Annotated in this window: 19 protein-coding genes; 4 read left to right on the top strand and 15 right to left on the bottom strand. The window is 69.1% G+C overall.

Annotated features, from left to right (window positions below; translation table 11 throughout):
- Positions 1 to 4 precede the first annotated feature (4 nt).
- Positions 5 to 472, bottom strand: coding sequence for an ArsI/CadI family heavy metal resistance metalloenzyme (locus HHL11_RS12565; RefSeq protein ID WP_169418708.1), 468 nt, complete (start codon positions 470 to 472; stop codon positions 5 to 7).
- Between the two features lie 18 nt (positions 473 to 490).
- Positions 491 to 817, bottom strand: coding sequence for an ArsR/SmtB family transcription factor (locus HHL11_RS12560; protein WP_169418707.1), 327 nt, complete (start codon positions 815 to 817; stop codon positions 491 to 493).
- 61 nt (positions 818 to 878) lie between these two features.
- Between HHL11_RS12560 and HHL11_RS34620 the strand changes: the two genes are divergently transcribed.
- The 3 genes from HHL11_RS34620 to HHL11_RS12540 all read left to right on the top strand — a co-directional run bounded on the left by HHL11_RS34620 (position 879) and on the right by HHL11_RS12540 (position 4,148).
- Entirely contained in the window at positions 879 to 1,970 is a 1,092-nt protein-coding gene (locus HHL11_RS34620; protein ID WP_281068668.1) for a redoxin domain-containing protein, read from the top strand.
- A 64-nt stretch (positions 1,971 to 2,034) separates the two neighbouring features.
- Positions 2,035 to 2,871 (top strand): hypothetical protein, encoded by an 837-nt coding sequence (locus tag HHL11_RS12545; protein ID WP_169418704.1) that lies wholly within the window; start codon positions 2,035 to 2,037, stop codon positions 2,869 to 2,871.
- A 44-nt stretch (positions 2,872 to 2,915) separates the two neighbouring features.
- Entirely contained in the window at positions 2,916 to 4,148 is a 1,233-nt protein-coding gene (locus HHL11_RS12540) for an MFS transporter (RefSeq protein ID WP_169418703.1), read from the top strand.
- A 1-nt stretch (position 4,149) separates the two neighbouring features.
- Here the strand turns inward: HHL11_RS12540 and HHL11_RS12535 are convergent, their stop codons facing one another.
- The 9 genes from HHL11_RS12535 to HHL11_RS12495 all read right to left on the bottom strand — a co-directional run bounded on the left by HHL11_RS12535 (position 4,150) and on the right by HHL11_RS12495 (position 13,622).
- Positions 4,150 to 4,374 carry a hypothetical protein gene (locus tag HHL11_RS12535; RefSeq protein ID WP_169418702.1) on the bottom strand — a complete coding sequence of 75 codons (225 nt, stop codon included), beginning with the start codon at positions 4,372 to 4,374 and terminating at the stop codon, positions 4,150 to 4,152.
- Between the two features lie 72 nt (positions 4,375 to 4,446).
- Positions 4,447 to 5,265: a M55 family metallopeptidase gene (locus tag HHL11_RS12530; RefSeq protein ID WP_169418701.1), complete on the bottom strand. Its 819-nt coding sequence runs from the start codon at positions 5,263 to 5,265 to the stop codon at positions 4,447 to 4,449.
- A gap of 81 nt (positions 5,266 to 5,346) precedes the next feature.
- On the bottom strand, positions 5,347 to 6,348 hold the full coding sequence (locus tag HHL11_RS12525; protein WP_205964264.1) for a DmpA family aminopeptidase: 1,002 nt from the start codon (positions 6,346 to 6,348) through the stop codon (positions 5,347 to 5,349).
- 5 nt (positions 6,349 to 6,353) lie between these two features.
- A complete protein-coding gene (gene gsiD, locus HHL11_RS12520) occupies positions 6,354 to 7,289 on the bottom strand; it encodes a glutathione ABC transporter permease GsiD (protein WP_169418700.1) in 936 nt (311 codons plus the stop codon).
- On the bottom strand, positions 7,286 to 8,206 hold the full coding sequence (gene gsiC / locus HHL11_RS12515; protein WP_169418699.1) for a glutathione ABC transporter permease GsiC: 921 nt from the start codon (positions 8,204 to 8,206) through the stop codon (positions 7,286 to 7,288). Before gsiC ends, gsiD begins: the two co-directional genes overlap by 4 nt.
- Before the next feature lie 16 nt (positions 8,207 to 8,222).
- Positions 8,223 to 9,764, bottom strand: coding sequence for a glutathione ABC transporter substrate-binding protein GsiB (gsiB, locus tag HHL11_RS12510; RefSeq protein WP_169418698.1), 1,542 nt, complete (start codon positions 9,762 to 9,764; stop codon positions 8,223 to 8,225).
- 20 nt (positions 9,765 to 9,784) lie between these two features.
- Positions 9,785 to 11,665 carry a dipeptide ABC transporter ATP-binding protein gene (locus HHL11_RS12505; protein ID WP_169418697.1) on the bottom strand — a complete coding sequence of 627 codons (1,881 nt, stop codon included), beginning with the start codon at positions 11,663 to 11,665 and terminating at the stop codon, positions 9,785 to 9,787.
- Positions 11,665 to 12,591, bottom strand: a complete 927-nt coding sequence (locus HHL11_RS12500; RefSeq protein ID WP_240980253.1) for an isoaspartyl peptidase/L-asparaginase family protein — start codon at positions 12,589 to 12,591, stop codon at positions 11,665 to 11,667. Before HHL11_RS12500 ends, HHL11_RS12505 begins: the two co-directional genes overlap by 1 nt.
- Before the next feature lie 53 nt (positions 12,592 to 12,644).
- Positions 12,645 to 13,622 (bottom strand): MurR/RpiR family transcriptional regulator, encoded by a 978-nt coding sequence (locus HHL11_RS12495; protein WP_169418695.1) that lies wholly within the window; start codon positions 13,620 to 13,622, stop codon positions 12,645 to 12,647.
- A gap of 62 nt (positions 13,623 to 13,684) precedes the next feature.
- Between HHL11_RS12495 and HHL11_RS12490 the strand changes: the two genes are divergently transcribed.
- Complete coding sequence (locus HHL11_RS12490; protein ID WP_169418694.1) at positions 13,685 to 14,437, top strand: YecA/YgfB family protein; 753 nt, start codon at positions 13,685 to 13,687, stop codon at positions 14,435 to 14,437.
- A gap of 33 nt (positions 14,438 to 14,470) precedes the next feature.
- Here the strand turns inward: HHL11_RS12490 and HHL11_RS12485 are convergent, their stop codons facing one another.
- The 4 genes from HHL11_RS12485 to HHL11_RS12470 are packed head-to-tail and all read right to left on the bottom strand — an operon-like array spanning position 14,471 to position 17,307.
- Positions 14,471 to 15,037, bottom strand: a complete 567-nt coding sequence (locus HHL11_RS12485) for a GAF domain-containing protein (protein WP_169418693.1) — start codon at positions 15,035 to 15,037, stop codon at positions 14,471 to 14,473.
- Between the two features lie 32 nt (positions 15,038 to 15,069).
- Entirely contained in the window at positions 15,070 to 15,570 is a 501-nt protein-coding gene (locus HHL11_RS12480; protein WP_169418692.1) for a hypothetical protein, read from the bottom strand.
- 37 nt (positions 15,571 to 15,607) lie between these two features.
- Entirely contained in the window at positions 15,608 to 16,474 is an 867-nt protein-coding gene (locus HHL11_RS12475) for an amidohydrolase family protein (protein ID WP_169418691.1), read from the bottom strand.
- On the bottom strand, positions 16,471 to 17,307 hold the full coding sequence (locus tag HHL11_RS12470) for an amidohydrolase family protein (RefSeq protein WP_169418690.1): 837 nt from the start codon (positions 17,305 to 17,307) through the stop codon (positions 16,471 to 16,473). Before HHL11_RS12470 ends, HHL11_RS12475 begins: the two co-directional genes overlap by 4 nt.
- Position 17,308 lies beyond the last annotated feature (1 nt).

Raw genomic sequence — 17,308 nt, 5'->3', positions numbered from 1 at the left:
CGCTTCAGCAGCAGGAATCGCCGGACTTCACCGGAATGCCGACCGGCTTGCCGCGCGGGGGACAGCAGGCGGCGGGCGCCTCTGCGTTCGCTTCGCGCTGGCTGAAGACCGGAATGTCTCCCAGCGTATGGAAATGTTCCCAGGCGATGCCTTGCGGATCGGTGATCCAGTGCTTGTCGCTCTTCGCATAGCAGCAGGTCGTCGCGCCGACGTCATGCAGCGCGAGGTCCGCCGCCTCGGCGCGCGCCTTCATCTCAGCGAGTTCCTCCTCGCTGTCCGCCTGGAAGCCCAGGTGGTCGATGCCCGGCTGGCTACCGCGGGTGGAAATGGCGAAGTTGATGCGCGGGTCCTCCAGCATCCACTTGGCGTAGTCGGCCTCGATGCGGGTGGGTTCGGCGCCGAACAGCTTCGAATAAAAGGCGATGCTCGCCTGCAGGTCGGCAACGTGGGTGTGGACGTGGAAACGCTTCATGGCGAGGCTCCGTGAGGTTCAACACTGGCAGGCGGCGCCGTCCGCCTGCACTTCGCAGGCCGCGCCCTCGCAGCAGTTCTGCGTGAGGTAGCCGAGCACGGCATTCATCTGGTCGAAGGCCGCGCGGTAGATCAGGTTGCGGCTGGAACGCTCCTGCGTCACCAGGCCCGCATGGACCAGCTCCTTCAGGTGGAACGACAGCGAGCTCGGCGCGATCCCCAAACCTTCGGCCATGGTCGACGGAACCATGCCGCGCGGCCCGGCGATCACCAGGGCGCGAAACACCTGCAGGCGCACCGGTTGCGCGAGCGCGGCCAGGGCCTTGACGACAGCGGCTTCTTCCATGGATCGATGTTACCGCAATTCAAGGATTGTCGAAATATAACCCCGCGACTAGACTGGCTCCATGATCGTCCTCCACGAAGACCGCGAGACCGCCCTCCCCGGCGCCACCGCGGACGGCGACTCGCTCTGGCTGGATGCCGCCCAGGTCGCGCAAGCCACCGGCTGGACCTGGAAGCCCGAAGGCCTGTGCCACGGCGACACCTGCGTGCCGCTGCCGCCGGCACGGCGCGGCACCATCGTCCGCGATGGCCGCCTGGACCTCGCCGCGATGTGGGGCTACAGCGGCCAGCCCGTGCTGCACGACGCCGCTTCGCAGGTGTGGGTGCTGGGGACCGGCGCGCAGCAGCGCAGCGCCGCTCTCGGCAGCCTGCAAGCGCCGGACTTCGCCCTGCCCGACCTGGACGGGCGCATGCACACGCTGGCGGAACAGCGCGGGCGCAAGGTCTTCCTGGCCACCTGGGCGAGTTGGTGAGGCTGCCGTCTGGACTTGCCCGTGTGGCAGTCGATGGCCCGGGAACTCGCAAGCTACCCCTTCACGGTCCTGGCGATCGCCCTGGACGAAGCCGATGCCGCGCGGCCGTGGATAGACGCGGCGGCACCGAGCTATCCGTGCCTGATCGACCGCGACCATCTCCTGGCCGACCTCTACAACCTGGTCAACGTGCCGCAGGCGGTGTGGATCGATGAAACGGGCCGCATCGTGCGGCCGGCGGAGACCGCGGGATCGACCGACGCCTTCCGCGCGATGAACCGCCAGACCGGCGCGGTGGCGCCGGACGTCCTCGCCGAGAGGGAGCGCACCAAGCGCGACTACCTGCAGGCGGTTCGCGACTGGGTGCGCACCGGCCAGCACGCGCTGCCCGCAATGGAAGCCGCAAGTTCCCTGCAGCTTCCCGGTGACGGGATTGCATGGGCCCACGCCCACTTCCGCCTGGGCCAATTCCTGCGGCGCCAGGGACACGATGAGGAGGCCCGCGCTCACTTGGAGCGCGCCACCGAGTTGCATCCCGATTCCTGGGCGATGTGGCGCCAGTCCGCGCAGAAGAACGAACGCGGCCTCGCCGCCGGCCCGGAGTTCTGGGCACGCGTCGATGCGCTGGGCGAGCGGCCCTATTACCCGGCCGCGAAGATCGTCGGACCGCGCGAAGACTGAGGTCGCCAGCCGGTTTCGGCTGCCGAGCTTAAGATCGACGGCAAAACAAGGCGGCCGATCCAGCATGAAATTCCTCCTCCGCGCTTTCTGCCTCGCAGCCCTGCTCGCCGCTGCCACCCTGGCCCGCGCCGACATCGACCGGCCGGCGGCCGAGAGCCTGGTGCGGAAGTCCGGCATCTGGGAACAGGTCGGCAACCTGGCGCCGCAGGTCGAAGCGGAAGTGCTGCAAGGCTTTGCGCAGGCCGGCGTGGAGCCTGCCGATTCAGAAAAGGCCCGCATCGCCCGCGCGGTCGAGACCGCGTATGCGCCCGAACGCCTGCGCGACAAGTGCACCGCCGTAGTCGCCGAGGAACTCGAAGCCCGGCACCTCGAGGCGCTGCAGCGCTGGTTCGACTCGCCGGACGGCCAGGCCATCACGCGCGCCGAGGAGGCCTCGTCCCAGGGCGAGGACGATCCGCGGGCCGCGATGCAGGAAGGCATGGCCCTGCTGAGGCAGATGCCGGCTGCGCGCCGCAAGCTGCTGCAGAACCTGATGGCGGCGACACGCGCGGCCGAGGCCATGGTGCAGCTTTCCATCGGCACCGCCATCGCGGTGCAGATCGGCGCGGCCAGCGCGCAGCCCGGAGCGCCCGCGCCGTCCGCGGACCAGCTGAAGGACATGCTGGAGACGCAGCGTCCCGAGATGGTCGAAGCCAGCGCCGCGATCACGCTGGCCCTGTTCGCCCGCACCTATGCCACGGTGCCGGCGGAGCGCCTGCGTCGCTATCTCTCCTTCGTCCGCACGCCGGCCGGCACGCGCTTCAACGACGTCAGCTTCGACGCCGTCGATGCGGCCCTCACCGATGCCGCGCGTGAAATGGGCCGCCGGCTGCCCGGCACCCGCGACAGCAACAACATCTGACCGAAGGCGCGCCCGCGCCTCCCGGTCACCTCTTTCGCGACCCGATGTCCACTGCCGCCCCTTCCTTTGCCGCCCTTCGCATCCGCGGCTTCCAGGCCCACTGCGGTACCTACCTGCTGGCGATGATGGCCGACAACATCGAGCACGTCATCAGCTACTGGATGGTGTTCCAGGAGTTCCATTCGCCCGCGCTCGGCGGCTTCGCGGTGGTCTCGCACTGGCTGCCCTTCCTGCTGTTCTCGGTGCCCGCCGGCGCGCTGGCCGACCGCTTCGACCCGCGCCGCATCATCCAGTGCGGCATGGGCCTGTTCATCCTGGCCTCGCTGGGCTGGGCCTGGTTCTTCATCACCGACTCGCTGCAGCTGTGGGAGGCGATGGCGCTGCTGGTCATCCACGGCTGCGCCGGCGTGCTGTGGCAGGGCGCCAGCCAGATGCTGCTGCACGACATCGTGCCGCAGCAGTCGCTGGGCAGCGGCGTGCGGCTGATGGCGACCGCGCGCACGCTGGGCGTGCTGGTCGGGCCGGCCGTCGGCGGCGCGATCATGCTCACGCTGGGGCCGCGCTACGGCCTGCTGCTGAACGCGCTGTTCTACCTGCCCGCCGTGCTGTGGCTGTGGAAAGCGCCCTATGGCCCGAAATTCCGCGCGGCGCCGGCGGCACCGCCGCGGCCGGTGCGCGGCTTCGCGGACATCTCCCGCACGATCACTGAAGTGCGCTCCCAGCGGCTGCTGGCGGCCATGATCCTGCTGGCCGGCTGCGCGTCCTTCTTCGTGGGCAACAGCTACCAGGCCCAGATGCCGGGCTTCGCGCAGGACCTCGGGCATGGAGACCCCGGCGCCACCTACAGCATGCTGCTGGCGGCGGATGCGGCCGGCGCGCTGGTGGCGGGCCTGCTGCTGGAAAGCCGCGGCGGCCTTTTGTCCACGACGCCGCGCACGGCATTGGTCATGGCCATGCTGTGGTGCGTGGCGCTGGCCGGCTTCGCGGCCACGAGCGCCTACCCGATGGCGCTGGCGCTGCTGTTCGCCGCCGGCGTGTGCGAGCTGGCCTTCAGCAGCATCGCGATGACGCTGGTGCAGGTGCACGCGCCGGAGGCTTCGCGCGGGCGCGTGATCGGCCTGTACAACATGTCGGCCCTCGGCCTGCGAGCCTTCGCCGGCATCACCGTGGGCCTGGGCGGCAGCGCCATCGGCATCCACCATTCGCTGGTCGCGTCGGCGATCGTGCTTTTGTTGGCGCTGGGCTTCTTAGGGTATTGGGTGCGGCGGCGGGGCTGATTCAGCGTTCTGTCAGGTGATGGGCGTCGATCGCCGCCTTCGCCTCGTCGAGCGCCGACTGTTCCAGTTTCTTGCTGCCCCAGCGGGGGCGGCCGACATAGTCGGGCAGCGAACTGACCCGCTTCACCACCCTGCCGTCCTGGCGGATGGTGAAGTTCCCGTGCCGATCGGCCTCGATTTCGTAGGCTGGCCCCTCGCCGCCCTTGCTGACATACGTAACCTTCATGGTCCGGGATTTTCGCGTGTGCCCGTGACGAAGACCGGATACACCCGCGTGCTTACGCGGATTTACGCAGTTTTACCTCAGGAGCGAGGACATCGCGGACAGGCAGTTGATCATCCGCAGGGCAAATTCCACGCTTGGCGCCTCGAAGCCGATCTCGTCGCCGGCCAGCCTCTGCAGGGTCGGCCACTGGCAGAACAGGTCGGCCAGCGCCGGCGTCTGGGTCTGGATGCGCACGGCCAGCGGCAGCTGCAGCCTCAGCGGCTGCGCACCATTCCGGTTCGCCAGCGCCTGGGCCACGCCAGCGCGAATGTCGGCGCAGGACTGCTCGGGCGACAGGCTGATGCCGCTGGTCTGGCCGGTCGCGCGCTTGGTCTGCACGAACACGGCCTGCGGAAACAGCGGCCGGTGTTCCTCGATGAAGACGTCGTCACCGCTGGCCATGACCACGGCCGCGCCGCGCTCGCCGGCCAGGGCGCCGTAGATGCCGGCCTCGCCCATTTCCTGGCCGTTGAAGGACACGCGGGCAAAGGCGAAGCTGTTGATGGTGTGCGCCAGGATGCCTCGGCCCTGCGCGCGCGAGTGGTAGCCGACCATGCAGACGGCCGTGGCGCCGGCTTCCAGGCCGCCCATCATGCCCAGATAGCGCGGCTTGCCGGCCACGTACTGCGCCCGCGGGTCCAGCAGTTCGGCCGGCATGTTGCGGTAGTCGCCGTGCGAGTCGTTGACCAGCACTTCCTCGGCGCCGGCGTCGAAGGCGCCGGCGATGGCGGCGTTTGCCTCGTGCGTCATCAGCAGGCGGGCGCGCTCGTACTCCGGGTTGCCGGAGCGCGTCTGCTGGTGGCTGAAGACGCCGGCGACGCCTTCGATGTCGGTGGAGATCAGGACTTTCATGGGGATTCGGTCATCCCCGCGGAGGCGGGGATCCAGGGCGCCCTGGGTTCCCGCCTGCGCGGGAATGACGAAGGGCGCGGTTCATAGGAGGTCCGTCAGCGCTTCGCGCTGGTTGCCGTCGCGGCCGGTGACCGGCGTTGCTCGCCACAGCGCGCGCAAGATGGATTGTTCGGTGCTGTCCGCCGCGGCTTCGAACAGCTTGTCGATCAGGGATTCGTGCAGCATGGCCAGTGCGGGCATCGGGCGCGTGGCTTCCAGCGGCACGGTGTAGGCGGTGGAGAAAGCCAGCGCGATGTCGCCGCTGCCGTGCCCGAACACCGAGCCGGTGCGCGCCAGGCCGGCGCCGGCTCGCAGCGCAAGGCGGCGCAACTGCCGCGCATCGAGCGGCGCGTCGGTGGCCAGCAGCAGGATGATGGAGCCCTTTTCGGGCGAAGCGTCCGAAGCGCGCCGCCCCGCGAGCGTCTCGCCCACCGGCGCGCCCGCGATCCGCAACTGGTGCAGCTTGCCGAAATTCGCCAGCACGAGCGCGCCCACCGTGTGGCCGCCCGCGACGCGCGAAGCCGTCCCGATGCCGCCCTTCAGCTCGAAGCAGGACATGCCGCGCCCCGCGCCGACCGCGCCCTCTTCCACCTGTGCACTGGCATTCGCGAGCGCCTGCAGGTAATGCGGCTCGCCGACCACCATGCGCTGGATGTCGTTGAGGAAACCGTCATTGCACTCGAACACCAGCGGATTCACCGTCGCCAGCCCGCGCCCGCACTCCGGGTTGGCAGCAATGCAGGAGCGAATCTGCGCCTGGGCCACCGCAGCCACCGAAAAGGTGTTGGTCAGCGCGATGGGCGTTTCCAGCACGCCCAGCTCCTCGACCTGCACCAGCCCGACGCTCTTGCCGAACCCGTTCAGCACCACGGCCGCCGCCGGCACGCGATCGCGATACGGATCGCCTGCATGCGGACGCACCACCGTCACACCGGTCTGCACGTCGCCTTCCGCAAGAGTGCAATGCCCCACCGTCACGCCCGCGAGGTCGCTGATGGCGTCACGCGCGCCGGCAGTCAGGCGGCCGATGAAGGGCAGGTCCATGGAACTCAGGAGCGATCGATCTTCGGATCGAGCGCATCCCGCAAGCCGTCGCCCAGCAGGTTGAACGCCAGCACCGTGAAGAAGATCGCGAGGCTGGGGAACAGCGCCACGTGCGGCGCGTTCACCATGTCGGCGCGCGCCTCGTTCAGCATCGCGCCCCACTCCGGCGTCGGCGGCTGCGCGCCCATGCCCAGGAAGGACAGGCTGGCCGCCGTGATGATCGACGTGCCCAGGCGCATCGTGAAGTAGACGACGATCGCCGAGATGCTGCCCGGCAGGATGTGCCGCGTCAGGATGGTCCAGTCGGAGGCGCCGACGCTCTTGACCGCCTCCACGTAGGTCATCTGCTTCAGCACCAGCGTGTTGCCGCGCACCAGGCGCGCGAAGGCCGGCACGCTGAACACCGACACGGCCACCACCACGTTGATGATGCTCGGGCCCAGGATGGCCACCACGCCCAGCGCCAGCAGGATGCCGGGGAAGGCGAACAGCACGTCGGAGATGCGCATCACGATGCGGTCCCACCAGCCGCCGTAGTAGCCGGCCATCAGCCCCAGCGCGGAGCCGATGACGCCGCCGATGGCCACCGAGAAGAAGCCGGTGGCCAGCGAAATGCGCGCGCCCATCAGGATGCGGCTGAAGATGTCGTGCCCCAGCGCGTCGACGCCCATCCAGTGCGCCATCGACGGCCCCTGGTTCAGCGCGTCGTAGTCGAAGTAGTTCTCGGCGTCGTAAGGCGTGATCCACGGCGCGACGATGGCCACCACCACCAGCAGCAGCACGAAGGCCAGCGCGGCCAGCGCCACGTGCTGCTTGCGGAACTTGCGCCAGAACTCGCTCCAGGGCGTGCGCACGCGCGAAGCGGCGGCCATGGCCGGCGCGGCATCCGCTTCCGGCGCGGCGGCGTCGGTCACGAGCGAGGGGTTGTCGGGCTCGTTCATCGGTAGCGGATGGTGGGATTGATGAACCCGTACAGCAGGTCCACGACGAGGTTGATCAGGATGAATTCCAGCGAGAACAGCAGCACCAGCGCCTGGATCACCGGGTAGTCGCGCATGGTCACGGCGTCCACCAGCAGGCGGCCGACGCCGGGCCAGTTGAAGACGGTCTCGACGACGATGGAGCCGCCCAGCAAAAAGCCGAACTGCAGGCCCATCATGGTGACCACCGGGATCAGCGCATTGCGCATGCAGTGCTTGAACAGCACCACGCGTTCGTTGAGGCCCTTGGCCCGCGCGGTGCGCACGAAGTCTTCGCGCACCACCTCGATGAAGGACGCGCGGGTGAAGCGCGCCATCACGGCCGCCACGGCGGCGCCCAGCGTGATGGACGGCAGGATGTAGTGGCGCCAGCTGTCCGCACCCACGGTCGGCAGCCAGCCCAGGTAGACGGAGAAGACCTCCATCAGCAGCATGCCCAGCGCGAAGGCCGGGAAGGAGATGCCGGACACCGCGAGCGTCATGCCCAGGCGGTCCGGCCACTTGTTGCGGTACACGGCCGACGCGATGCCGATCGCCATGCCGAAGACGACCGACCACACCATGGCGGCGATCGTCAGCAACAGCGTGGGCATGAAGCGGTCGGCGATCTCGGTGGCTACCGGCCGCTTGGTCCGCAGCGACTGGCCGAAATCGAGATGCAGCATGCGCCAGAAGAAATCGACGAACTGCGTCGTGATCGGCTTGTCCAGGCCCAGGTCCTGGCGCACGAGTTCCACGGTCTGCTGGTCGGCCTCCGGCCCGGCGGCCAGCCGGGCCGGGTCGCCCGGCAGCATGTGGACGAACAGGAACACCAGCACCGCGACGATCAGCAGCGTCGGCAACAGGCCGAGGAGGCGCTTGAGGAGATAACCGGCCATCGCGGTGCTTGCAGGCTTACTTCAGGTCGACGTCGTCGAAGTTGAAGGAGGCGTCGGGCATCACGTAGAAGCCAGACAGCTTCTTCGAGCTGGCCGACAGCAGCTGCTCGGTCACCAGGAAGGCCCAGGGCGCGTCGGCCCAGATCTTCTTCTGCGCGTCCGTGTACAGCGCGGCCTTCTCCTTGCTGTCGGTGGTGTTCAGCGCCTTCTGGATGTCGCCGTCCACTTCCGCGTTCTTGTAGTAGGCGGTGTTGAACAGCTTCGGCGGGATGGAGCCCGATTCCAGCAGCGGGCGCAGGGCCCAGTCGGCTTCACCGGTCGACGAGGACCAGCCGACGTAGTACAGGCGCACCGGCGCGGTCGCCGGGTCCTGCGCGCTTTCGACCTTCTCCACGCGCTGGCTGGCGTCCATGGCCAGCAGCGTCGTCTTGATGCCCACCTGCTGCAGCTGCTGCTGCAGGAACTGGATCACCTTCTGCGCAGTGGAGTAGTTGTAGGCGGACCAGAGCGTGGTCTCGAAGCCGTTCGGGTAGCCGGCTTCCTTCAGCAGCTGCTTGGCCTTGTTCGGGTCATAAGGCCAGGGGCCCAGCTTCGCCGCATATTCCACGCCGTGGGGCACCACGCCTTCGGCGGGAATCGCATAGCCGGAGAAAGCCACCTTGGCCAGCGCCTGCTTGTTGATCGCGTAGTTGATCGCTTCGCGCACCTTCACGTTGTCGAAAGGCTTCTGCGTCGTGTTCATCGACAGGTAGCGATGCACGATGGAGGGCGCCGCCACCAGCTGCAGCTCCGGCTTGGTCTTCAGCACCTCGGCCTGCTCGTAGGGCACCGGGTAGGTGAAGTGCGCTTCGCCGGTCTGCATCATCGCGGCGCGCGAGTTGTTGTCCACCACCGGACGCCACGTGATCGTGTCGACCTTGGGGAAGCCCTTGCGCCAGTAGCCGTCGAACTTGGCGACCTTCACGTAGTCGGTGGGCTTCCACTCGACGAACTTGAAGGGGCCGGTGCCCACCGGGTGCTGGGCCAGGCCCTTGCTGCCGAATTCCTTGATCGCCGCCGGCGAGATGATCACCGCGGAAGGGTGGGCCAGCGAGTTGATGAAGGGCGAGAAGGGCTCGTGCAGCGTGAACTTCACCGTCGTGGGGTCCACCACCTCGGTCTTCTCGATGTTCTTGTACAGGACATAGCGCTTGAGCTTGTTGTCCGGGTTGGTGACGCGGTCGAAGTTGGCCTTGACGGCTTCGGCGTTGAAGTCGGTGCCGTCGTGGAACTTGATGCCCTTCTTCAGCTTGACGGTGTAGGTCAGGCCGTCCTTGCTGGCGGTGTAGCTCTCGGCCAGCACCGGCACCATCTTCATGTTCCTGTCGAAGCCGAACAGGCCCTGGTAGAAGGACTTGGCCACGGCCTGCGACAGCGTGTCGTTGGCGTCGTAGGGGTCCATCGTCGTGAAGGTCGACTGGACGGCGGCCACCACGTCCTTCGCGGCGAAGGCGGGCGTGGCCAGCGTGGCGCCTAGCGCCAGCGCGGCGACGGCAAACGGTGCGAGGGTGTGTTTCATTGCTTTCTCCTCAGTAAAAATCATCGGTAGTCACCCACCGGATGGCGGGCGACGAAGTGGCCGGGTTCCACCTCGACCAGCGGGCGCACGACGGGTTCGTCGCCCACGGCGCGGATCGGACTGGGGACTTCGCCTTCGAGCAGCGCGCGCTTCAGGTGGCGGCGGCTCGGGTCGGCGATGGGCACGGCGGCCATCAGCCGCTTCGTGTACGGGTGCAGTGGGTTCTCGAAGATGGCGCGGCGCGGGCCGATCTCCACGATCTGCCCCAGGTACATCACGGCCACGCGGTGGCTGATGCGCTCCACCACCGCCATGTCGTGCGAGATGAACAGGAAGGCGACGCCCAGCTCGCGCTGCAGGTCCAGCATCAGGTTGACGATCTGCGCCTGGATCGACACGTCCAGCGCGGACACCGATTCGTCGGCGATCACCACCTTGGGGTTCAGCGCCAATGCGCGCGCGATCGCGATGCGTTGCCGCTGGCCGCCGGAAAACTCGTGCGGGTAGCGCTGCGCCACGTCGGGCGGCAGGCCCACCTTGCGCAGCAGCCATTCGACGCGCGCTTGCGCCTCGGCGCCCGCAGCCAGCTTGTGCACCAGCAGCGGCTCCATGATGGTGAAGCCCACCGTGAGGCGCGGGTCCAGCGAAGCGAACGGGTCCTGGAAGATGAACTGGATGTTGCGCCGCAGCTGCTGCAGCTCGCGCCGCGGCAGCTCGCGCACGTTGCGGCCGCCGAACTGGATGAGGCCGGACTCGCTGTCCACCAGCCGCAGCAGCGACCTTCCGGTGGTCGACTTGCCGCATCCGGATTCGCCCACCAGCGCCAGCGTCTCGCCAGGCTGCAGCTGGAAGCTGACGTGCTCCACCGCATGCACTCGCTTCTTCACGCGGCCGAACAGTCCGCTGGGCACGTCGAAGCGCGTCACCAGGTCCTGCACGCGCAGCACCGGCGGCTCGTCGGCGCGCACCGTGTCCTGCGGCCTGGCAGACTCTGCCGGGGACGCTGCTCCATCGGCACGCAACAAATCGAACTTGCGCGGCAGCTCGGTCCCCTGCATCGCGCCCAGCCGCGGCACCGCCGCCAGCAGCGCGCGGGTGTAGCGCTCGCGCGGGTGCGCGAACACCTCTTCCGAAGGGCCGGTCTCCACACCCCGGCCGCGGTACATCACCAGCACGCGATCCGCCACTTCGGCCACCACGCCCATGTCGTGGGTGATGAACACCACGCCCATGTTCATCTCGTCCTGCAGCGAGCGAATCAGCTGCAGGATCTGCGCCTGGATGGTCACGTCCAGCGCCGTCGTCGGTTCGTCGGCGATCAGCAGCGCCGGCCGGCAGGCCAGCGCCATCGCGATCATCACGCGCTGGCGCATGCCACCCGAAAGCTGGTGCGGATAGCGGTCCAGCACCGAGCGCGCTTCCGGGATGCGCACCAGTTCCAGCATGCGCAGCGCCTCGGCGCGCGCTTCGGAGCTGCTCTTGCCCTGGTGCACGCGCACGGATTCGGCGATCTGGTCGCCGGCCGTGAACACCGGGTTCAGCGAGGTCATCGGCTCCTGGAAGATCATCGCGATGTCGGCGCCGCGGATGCCGCGCATCGTCGCGTCCGTTGCCCGCGCCAGGTCCAGCACGTTGCCGTCGCGGCGGCGCAGGGCCATGCGGCCGCCCACGATGTGGCCGCCGCCGTGCTCCACCAGCCGCATCAGCGACAGCGAAGTCACCGACTTGCCCGAGCCCGACTCGCCCACGATGGCCAGCGTCTCGCCGCGGTCGACGTGGAAGGACAGGTCCATCACGGCGTCGACCGTGCGCTCCGAACCGGCAAAGCGCACCGACAGGTCGTCGACCTGCACCACGCGCTGCTCGGGCAGCACCAGCGGGGCGATGGCGTCTCTTTGCATCAGCGGAAGATGGCGGTCACGGGCTCTTCGCCCACGCGGGCGCAGCCGCGGTACATGCCTTCGGTGTTGAAGGGCATGCTCACATTGCCTTGCCGGTCGACGGCCACCAGCCCCCCGCGGCCGCCGATGGCGGGCAGCGCTTCCTGCACGGCCAGGTCCGTCGCCTGCTCCAGCGACAGGCCGGCGTAGCGCATGCGGGCACAGATGTCGTAGGCGGTCGCCAGGCGAATGAACATCTCGCCGGTGCCGGTGCAGGAGATGGCCGCCGTCGCGTTGTCGGCATAGGTGCCGGCGCCGATGAGGGGCGAGTCGCCGACGCGGCCCGGCTGCTTGTTGGTCATGCCGCCAGTCGAAGTCGCCGCGGCCAGGTTGCCGTGCACGTCCAGCGCCACCGCGCCGACGGTGCCCAGCTTGCCGCGCTCTTCCAGCGGCGCCGCGGGCGGCGCACGGAAGGCGAGCGCGGCGCCATCGTGGTCGAGCATCGCGCGGTCGGTGCCCAGGGCGCGCCGCAGCTGCTCGCGGCGCGGCTCGGTGGAGAAGTAGGAGGGCTCGACCATATCCAGGCCCTGGCGGCGCGCGAATTCCTCGGCGCCGGCGCCGGCGAACAGCACGTGGTCGCTGTCTTCCATGACGGCGCGGGCGGCGCGCACCGGCCGCTTGATGTGGCTGACGCAGGCGACGGCGCCGGCGCGCAAGGTGGCGCCATCCATCACGGCCGCATCCAGCTCGTGCGTCTCGTCGTGGGTGAACACCGCGCCGTGGCCGGCGTTGAACAGCGGGCAGTCTTCCAGCAGTTCGACCGCCAGCGTGACTGCGTCCAGCGCGCTGCCGCCACCGGCCAGCAATTGCTGCGCGGGCAGCAGGATGCCGCGCAGCGCCTGGTGGTAGGCGGCTTCCTGGCCGGCGGCCGCGCCGTTGCGGCTCATGGTGCCGGCGCCGCCATGGATGGCGATCACGGGACGGAAGGGTTGGGCAGTCGTCACTTGGAAATCCTGGAAGTTCGGTTTGTAGCGCGCTTCGGCTCGGCGCGCTTGCTCCGCGCCGCCGGACCAGCACGGTCCGTGCCTGCAGGGGCACTGGCGCCGCCGGCGCCATGCAGCCAGGGCAGCACCGACTCGGCCAGCCGCGTGGCCGCTTGCACCGAACCCTTGGCCCGGTGCGCCACCGCGCTGCAAAGCGCCTCGATCAGGGGCAGCACGCTGGCTTCGGAGGAGGCGAAATAGTGGCTGTCGACCTGGCAATAGAGGCTGACGGTGGCCAGCTTCGCCAACGGCGAAGCCACCCGGTCCGTCAGCGCCAGCACCGGGATGCCGGCTTCGCGCGCCTGCCGGGCGAGCAGCACGGTGTCCGCCAGGTAGCGCGGGAAAGCAATGGCGACCAGCAGGTCGGCCGGCTGGGCGCGCGCCAGCACCTTGGCGGCGAAGGACGCGCTCTCGACTGTCACCAGCGAGTGCACGCTTTCGCAGTACGGGTCCAGGCCGCGCTGCAGCAGCCCGGCCAGCCAGCTGCTGGCGCCATAGCCGACCACGTAGACTCGGCGCGCGCGCAAAATGGCGTCCACGGCCTGCTCGCAGGCCTGCGGGTCCAGCGCCTGGCGCGTGGCCTCGATGTTGTGCTGGATATCGGCCAGCACGCCGGCGCAGACCTCGGCCACGGTGGCGGAGCGCTCCAGCTTGTTGCGCAGTTTCTGCACCGGCGCCAGGGTCGTTTCGAAGCCGAGCACCAGGGCCGCGCGGAACTGGGCATAGCCCTCGAACTCCAGCGCGCGCGCGAAGCGGTTGGCGGTGGCGACCGAGACGCCGACCTGGGCCGCGAGCTCGTCGATGGGCATGGTGGCCGCCTGCAGCGGATGCGCCAGCACCCAGTCCGCCATCTGGCGGTGCGAGGGCGTCAGCGCCGGCAGCACCCGGGCGATGCGCTGCGCCAGGGTGGGGTTACCGGGAGGGGAGGCGCTCATCGATGAAGGTTTTTTTACAAGCGACTGCATCATACTGAAAAGATTCGATCATTCTGCAAACCATGAGTACGACGCCCCCTGCCGGTCCCCTGACCCCCGACGATTTCGACTGGCTCGATGCCGAGCTGGACATGCTGCGCGAGCAGGACGAGAACACGCCCGAATGGGAGTTCTGCGAAGGCTTCCTGGTGGCGCTGGTCTGCATGCGCCGCGAGGTGCCGGCCGAGGAATACTGGCCAGTGCTGCTCGGCGAGAACTTCCGCCCGATGAAGCACATGGAGTTCGTCTTCCGCTGGCGCCGCCGCTGGCAGGAGATCGCCACCGCGCTCGACGAGCCGGTGGACCTGCTGGAAGACGAGCGCACCTACCATCCCGAAGCCATCGACCTGCGCGGCGCCGTGCTGGCCGAACAGCAGGACGCGAGCGAGCTAGGCGCCCTGCCCGCCTACGCGCAGCTGTGGGCCGCGGGCTTCATGCACGGCGTCGAAAGCTGGCCCGAAGACTGGGAAGCGCCGCGTGACCGCGACGCCGCCGAAATGCTGGAAGCGGCGATGGAGGACATCGAAGCGCTGGTCGAGGACGACGAAGGCGAGCCCGCCGTCTCCATGTACAGCGAGGACGGCCCGCCCAGCGTCAGCAACGAGCGCATCGACGCGCTGGCCGCGGCGATCTGGGCGGTGTATTCACTGCGCCAGATGTGGCGCAGCCTGGGTCCGCGCGTGGACCCGATCCGCAAGGCGCCGGAGCCGGGGCGCAACGACCTGTGCCCCTGCGGGAGCGGGAAGAAGTACAAGAAGTGCCACGGCGCGGGGTGAGGGAAGGAAGCAGGCGCTGGCCGCAAGGCGCGCTCAGTCGTCCCGATCCTGGAGCCGCGCATGCAGCCGCGCGTTCTCGATGATCAGCGCGGCGGTGTTGCCCACCAGCTTGACGATTTCGCGGTCGTCCTCGCTCGGGCCGTGCGGCTCGCGGTAGTAAAGCGCGAGCGTACCCAGCACGGACCGGTCGCGGGCCACGAACGGCGTCGACCAGCACGCGCGCAGCCCGTGCTGCAGCGCGAGCTCGCGGAAGTCCGCCCAATGCGGATCGCGGGCGATGTCGGTGACGACGATCGCGTGGCCGAAATACGCCGCCGTGCCGCACGAACCGGCGCGCGGACCGATCTCGTTGCCCTCGATGCCCTGGTTGTACGCGTCCGGCAGCGAAGGCGCGGCGCCATGGCGCAGGTGCTTGCCGTCCTCGTCGAGCAGCAGGATGGAGCCCAGGAACCTGCCGCCGGCCTGCTCCTCCGCGGTCCGCACCAGCACGGCCAGCGCTTCGGACAAGGGCGCGCCACCCAGCGCGAGTTGCAGGGCCCGGTTCTGTCCGGCCAGCAGCTTGCTGAAGCGAAGATCAGTGGCATCCAGGCTATCGGCCATGCACGATTATGGGCCGCCGGCAGGCCAGGGCCTCACATGTGCAGGTCGAACATGCGGTCGCGGAACTCCATCGCCGGGTGCGCGCGCCGCACGATGCCCTGCGGGTCCAGGTAGACGTAATAGAACATGTCGGCGTTCTGCACGTCGCGCCAGCGGTAAGTCAGCACCGGGCCGTTCCAGCTGGCGACGCGGTCCACCCGCGCCGGCGGCCCGAACTCGCGCTCGACGTCCGCGGCCGTCCATTGGCCCGGCACGATACGCTGGAAGTCCTGCTGGTTGAGCACCTGCCGCGCGTTGGTGACGCGGCCGGCGGCGTCCAGGTCGACCATCCAGGCGTACTGCCCGCCCGGTTGCAGGGTGTACTGCAGGCGCTGGGCGCCGTCGGCCAGCGGCACGATCCGCGCAGGCTGGCCCAGCCGGGCGAACACCTCTTCGCGCGGCGTGCCGGGCGCGATGCTGTCGGCGCCGAAAGGCGTGGCACAGGCGCTGAGGAGGACCAGCGCCGCGGCGAGCGTGAGCAGACTCTTCTTCATGCGGATTGGAGTCTGGCGCAAGGCCTGGAGTTCTGGCTCAGAAGCGCAGCAAGGCCGACAGCGCCTGCCCCATGACCCAGGGCTGGTCCGCCGCCGGAATGAAATCCAGCTCTTCGAGGAAATGATCCACGGCCTGCCGGTAGCTGCAAGGCAGCCGCGAGACGTCGGAGCCCCAGCAGAAGCGGCGCGGGCCGAAGGCGTTGTAGACCGCTTCCAGCATCCCATTGAGGTTGCGGAAGGGATACGTCTCGCTGCTGTAGCAAGGCATCGCCGAAGCCTTGACGGCCACGTTAGGCAGGTTCGCCAGCGGCAGCAGGCCCAGCACGTCGGGCCAGCACTGCGCGTCGCGCAGGTTGCTGTGCAGGCCGAGGTGGTCGACGACCAAGGTCAGGCCCGGGTGCTTGCGCGCCACGCGCGCGACCGCATCCAGCCGGCCCGGCGCCATCAGCATCAGCGGGATGCCCAGCCGCTCGCAATCGGCCCAGAACCAGGCGATCGCTTCGTCGTCGCCTTCCAGCCAGCGGCTCCACTGCGGCTTGTGGAAGGTCATGCGGATGCCGGCCATGTGCGGCTGCTCCAGCCAGCCGGCCAGCTGCTCGCGCGCATCGGCCGCCAACGGATCGAAGCGCCCCATCACGGCGAAGCGCCCCGGCCAGGCCGCCGCCGTTTCCAGCGCGAAGAGATTGCTGTCGCCGGCCGGCGACGGCGGCACGATCACCGCGCGGTCCACCCCGGCGGCATCCATCATCGCCACCATCTCCGCGCCGCCCAGGGGCTCGGCCCGATGCGGCCGCGCGCCGGGCACGGCGACGAAGCCGCCGGGCTGCGAGAGGCTTTCGGGCGGCCAGGGGCGCTCCGCGGAATGCGCCTGCCAGACGTGGACCTGCGCGTCGGTGATCTTCATGCGGCCGGCCTGGCGCCGCGGAAATACAGGTCGATCGCGTTGAGCCCCAGCACGCGGCGCATCGCGGCATCGGGCACCGCCTCGTGGATCCAGTCCACCGTGCTCTGGTAGGTCGTAGTCTCCGCGCCGACGAAGGGGCAGTCGCTGGCCCACAGCATGCGCTCGTAGCCGACGCGCCGGCACAGCTCGCGCGCCAGTTCCGCGGAATGGTCACCCAGGCGATAGCCACCGGAGAGCTTGACCCAGGTGCGCCCCGCCTCCACCGAACGCGCCATGGCCTCGAAGCCTTCACTGCGTTCGCGCAGCACGGGGTCGGGCCGGCCGATGTGGTCGATGACGATCTTGACGCCCGATCGCTCCAGATGCGGCAGCACCTGCGGGATGCGCGGGCCGTCCAGGTGCAGGTGCACGTGCCAGTCCAGGTCCGCCAGGCGCCACAGGAAGCGGCGCCACTCGAAGGTGCCCAGGTCCGGCAGCTCCTTCGCGCTGATGAAAGGCAGCCGCACGCCGACGATGCCGTCGCGCGCCAGCTGGTCCAGCTCGTGGCGGCCCACCGTCGGCTCCAGGATCACGGTGCCGCGCCACAGCGGGCGCGTACGCAGCGACTGCACCACGTAGTCGTTGCAGTCGCCCCAGGGGCTGGCCGCGGCGATGACGCAGAACTTGACGCCGTGTTCGTCCAGCGTCGTTTCGAGCTGTTCGGCGGTGAACTCGTAGTCGGGGTTGTGGCGCGGGTTGGGCAGCAGCGGCATGCCGCGCCGGAACACGTGCACGTGGGTGTCGACCAGGGGCGCATCCGGCTTCTGCATGCCGATTCGCGGGGAGGCTTGCATG

Origin of the sequence: Ramlibacter agri (assembly GCF_012927085.1) — a bacterium.
Classification (GTDB): Bacteria; Pseudomonadota; Gammaproteobacteria; order Burkholderiales; family Burkholderiaceae_C; genus Ramlibacter; species Ramlibacter agri.
This window is presented reverse-complemented; position numbering and strand designations above follow the sequence as displayed.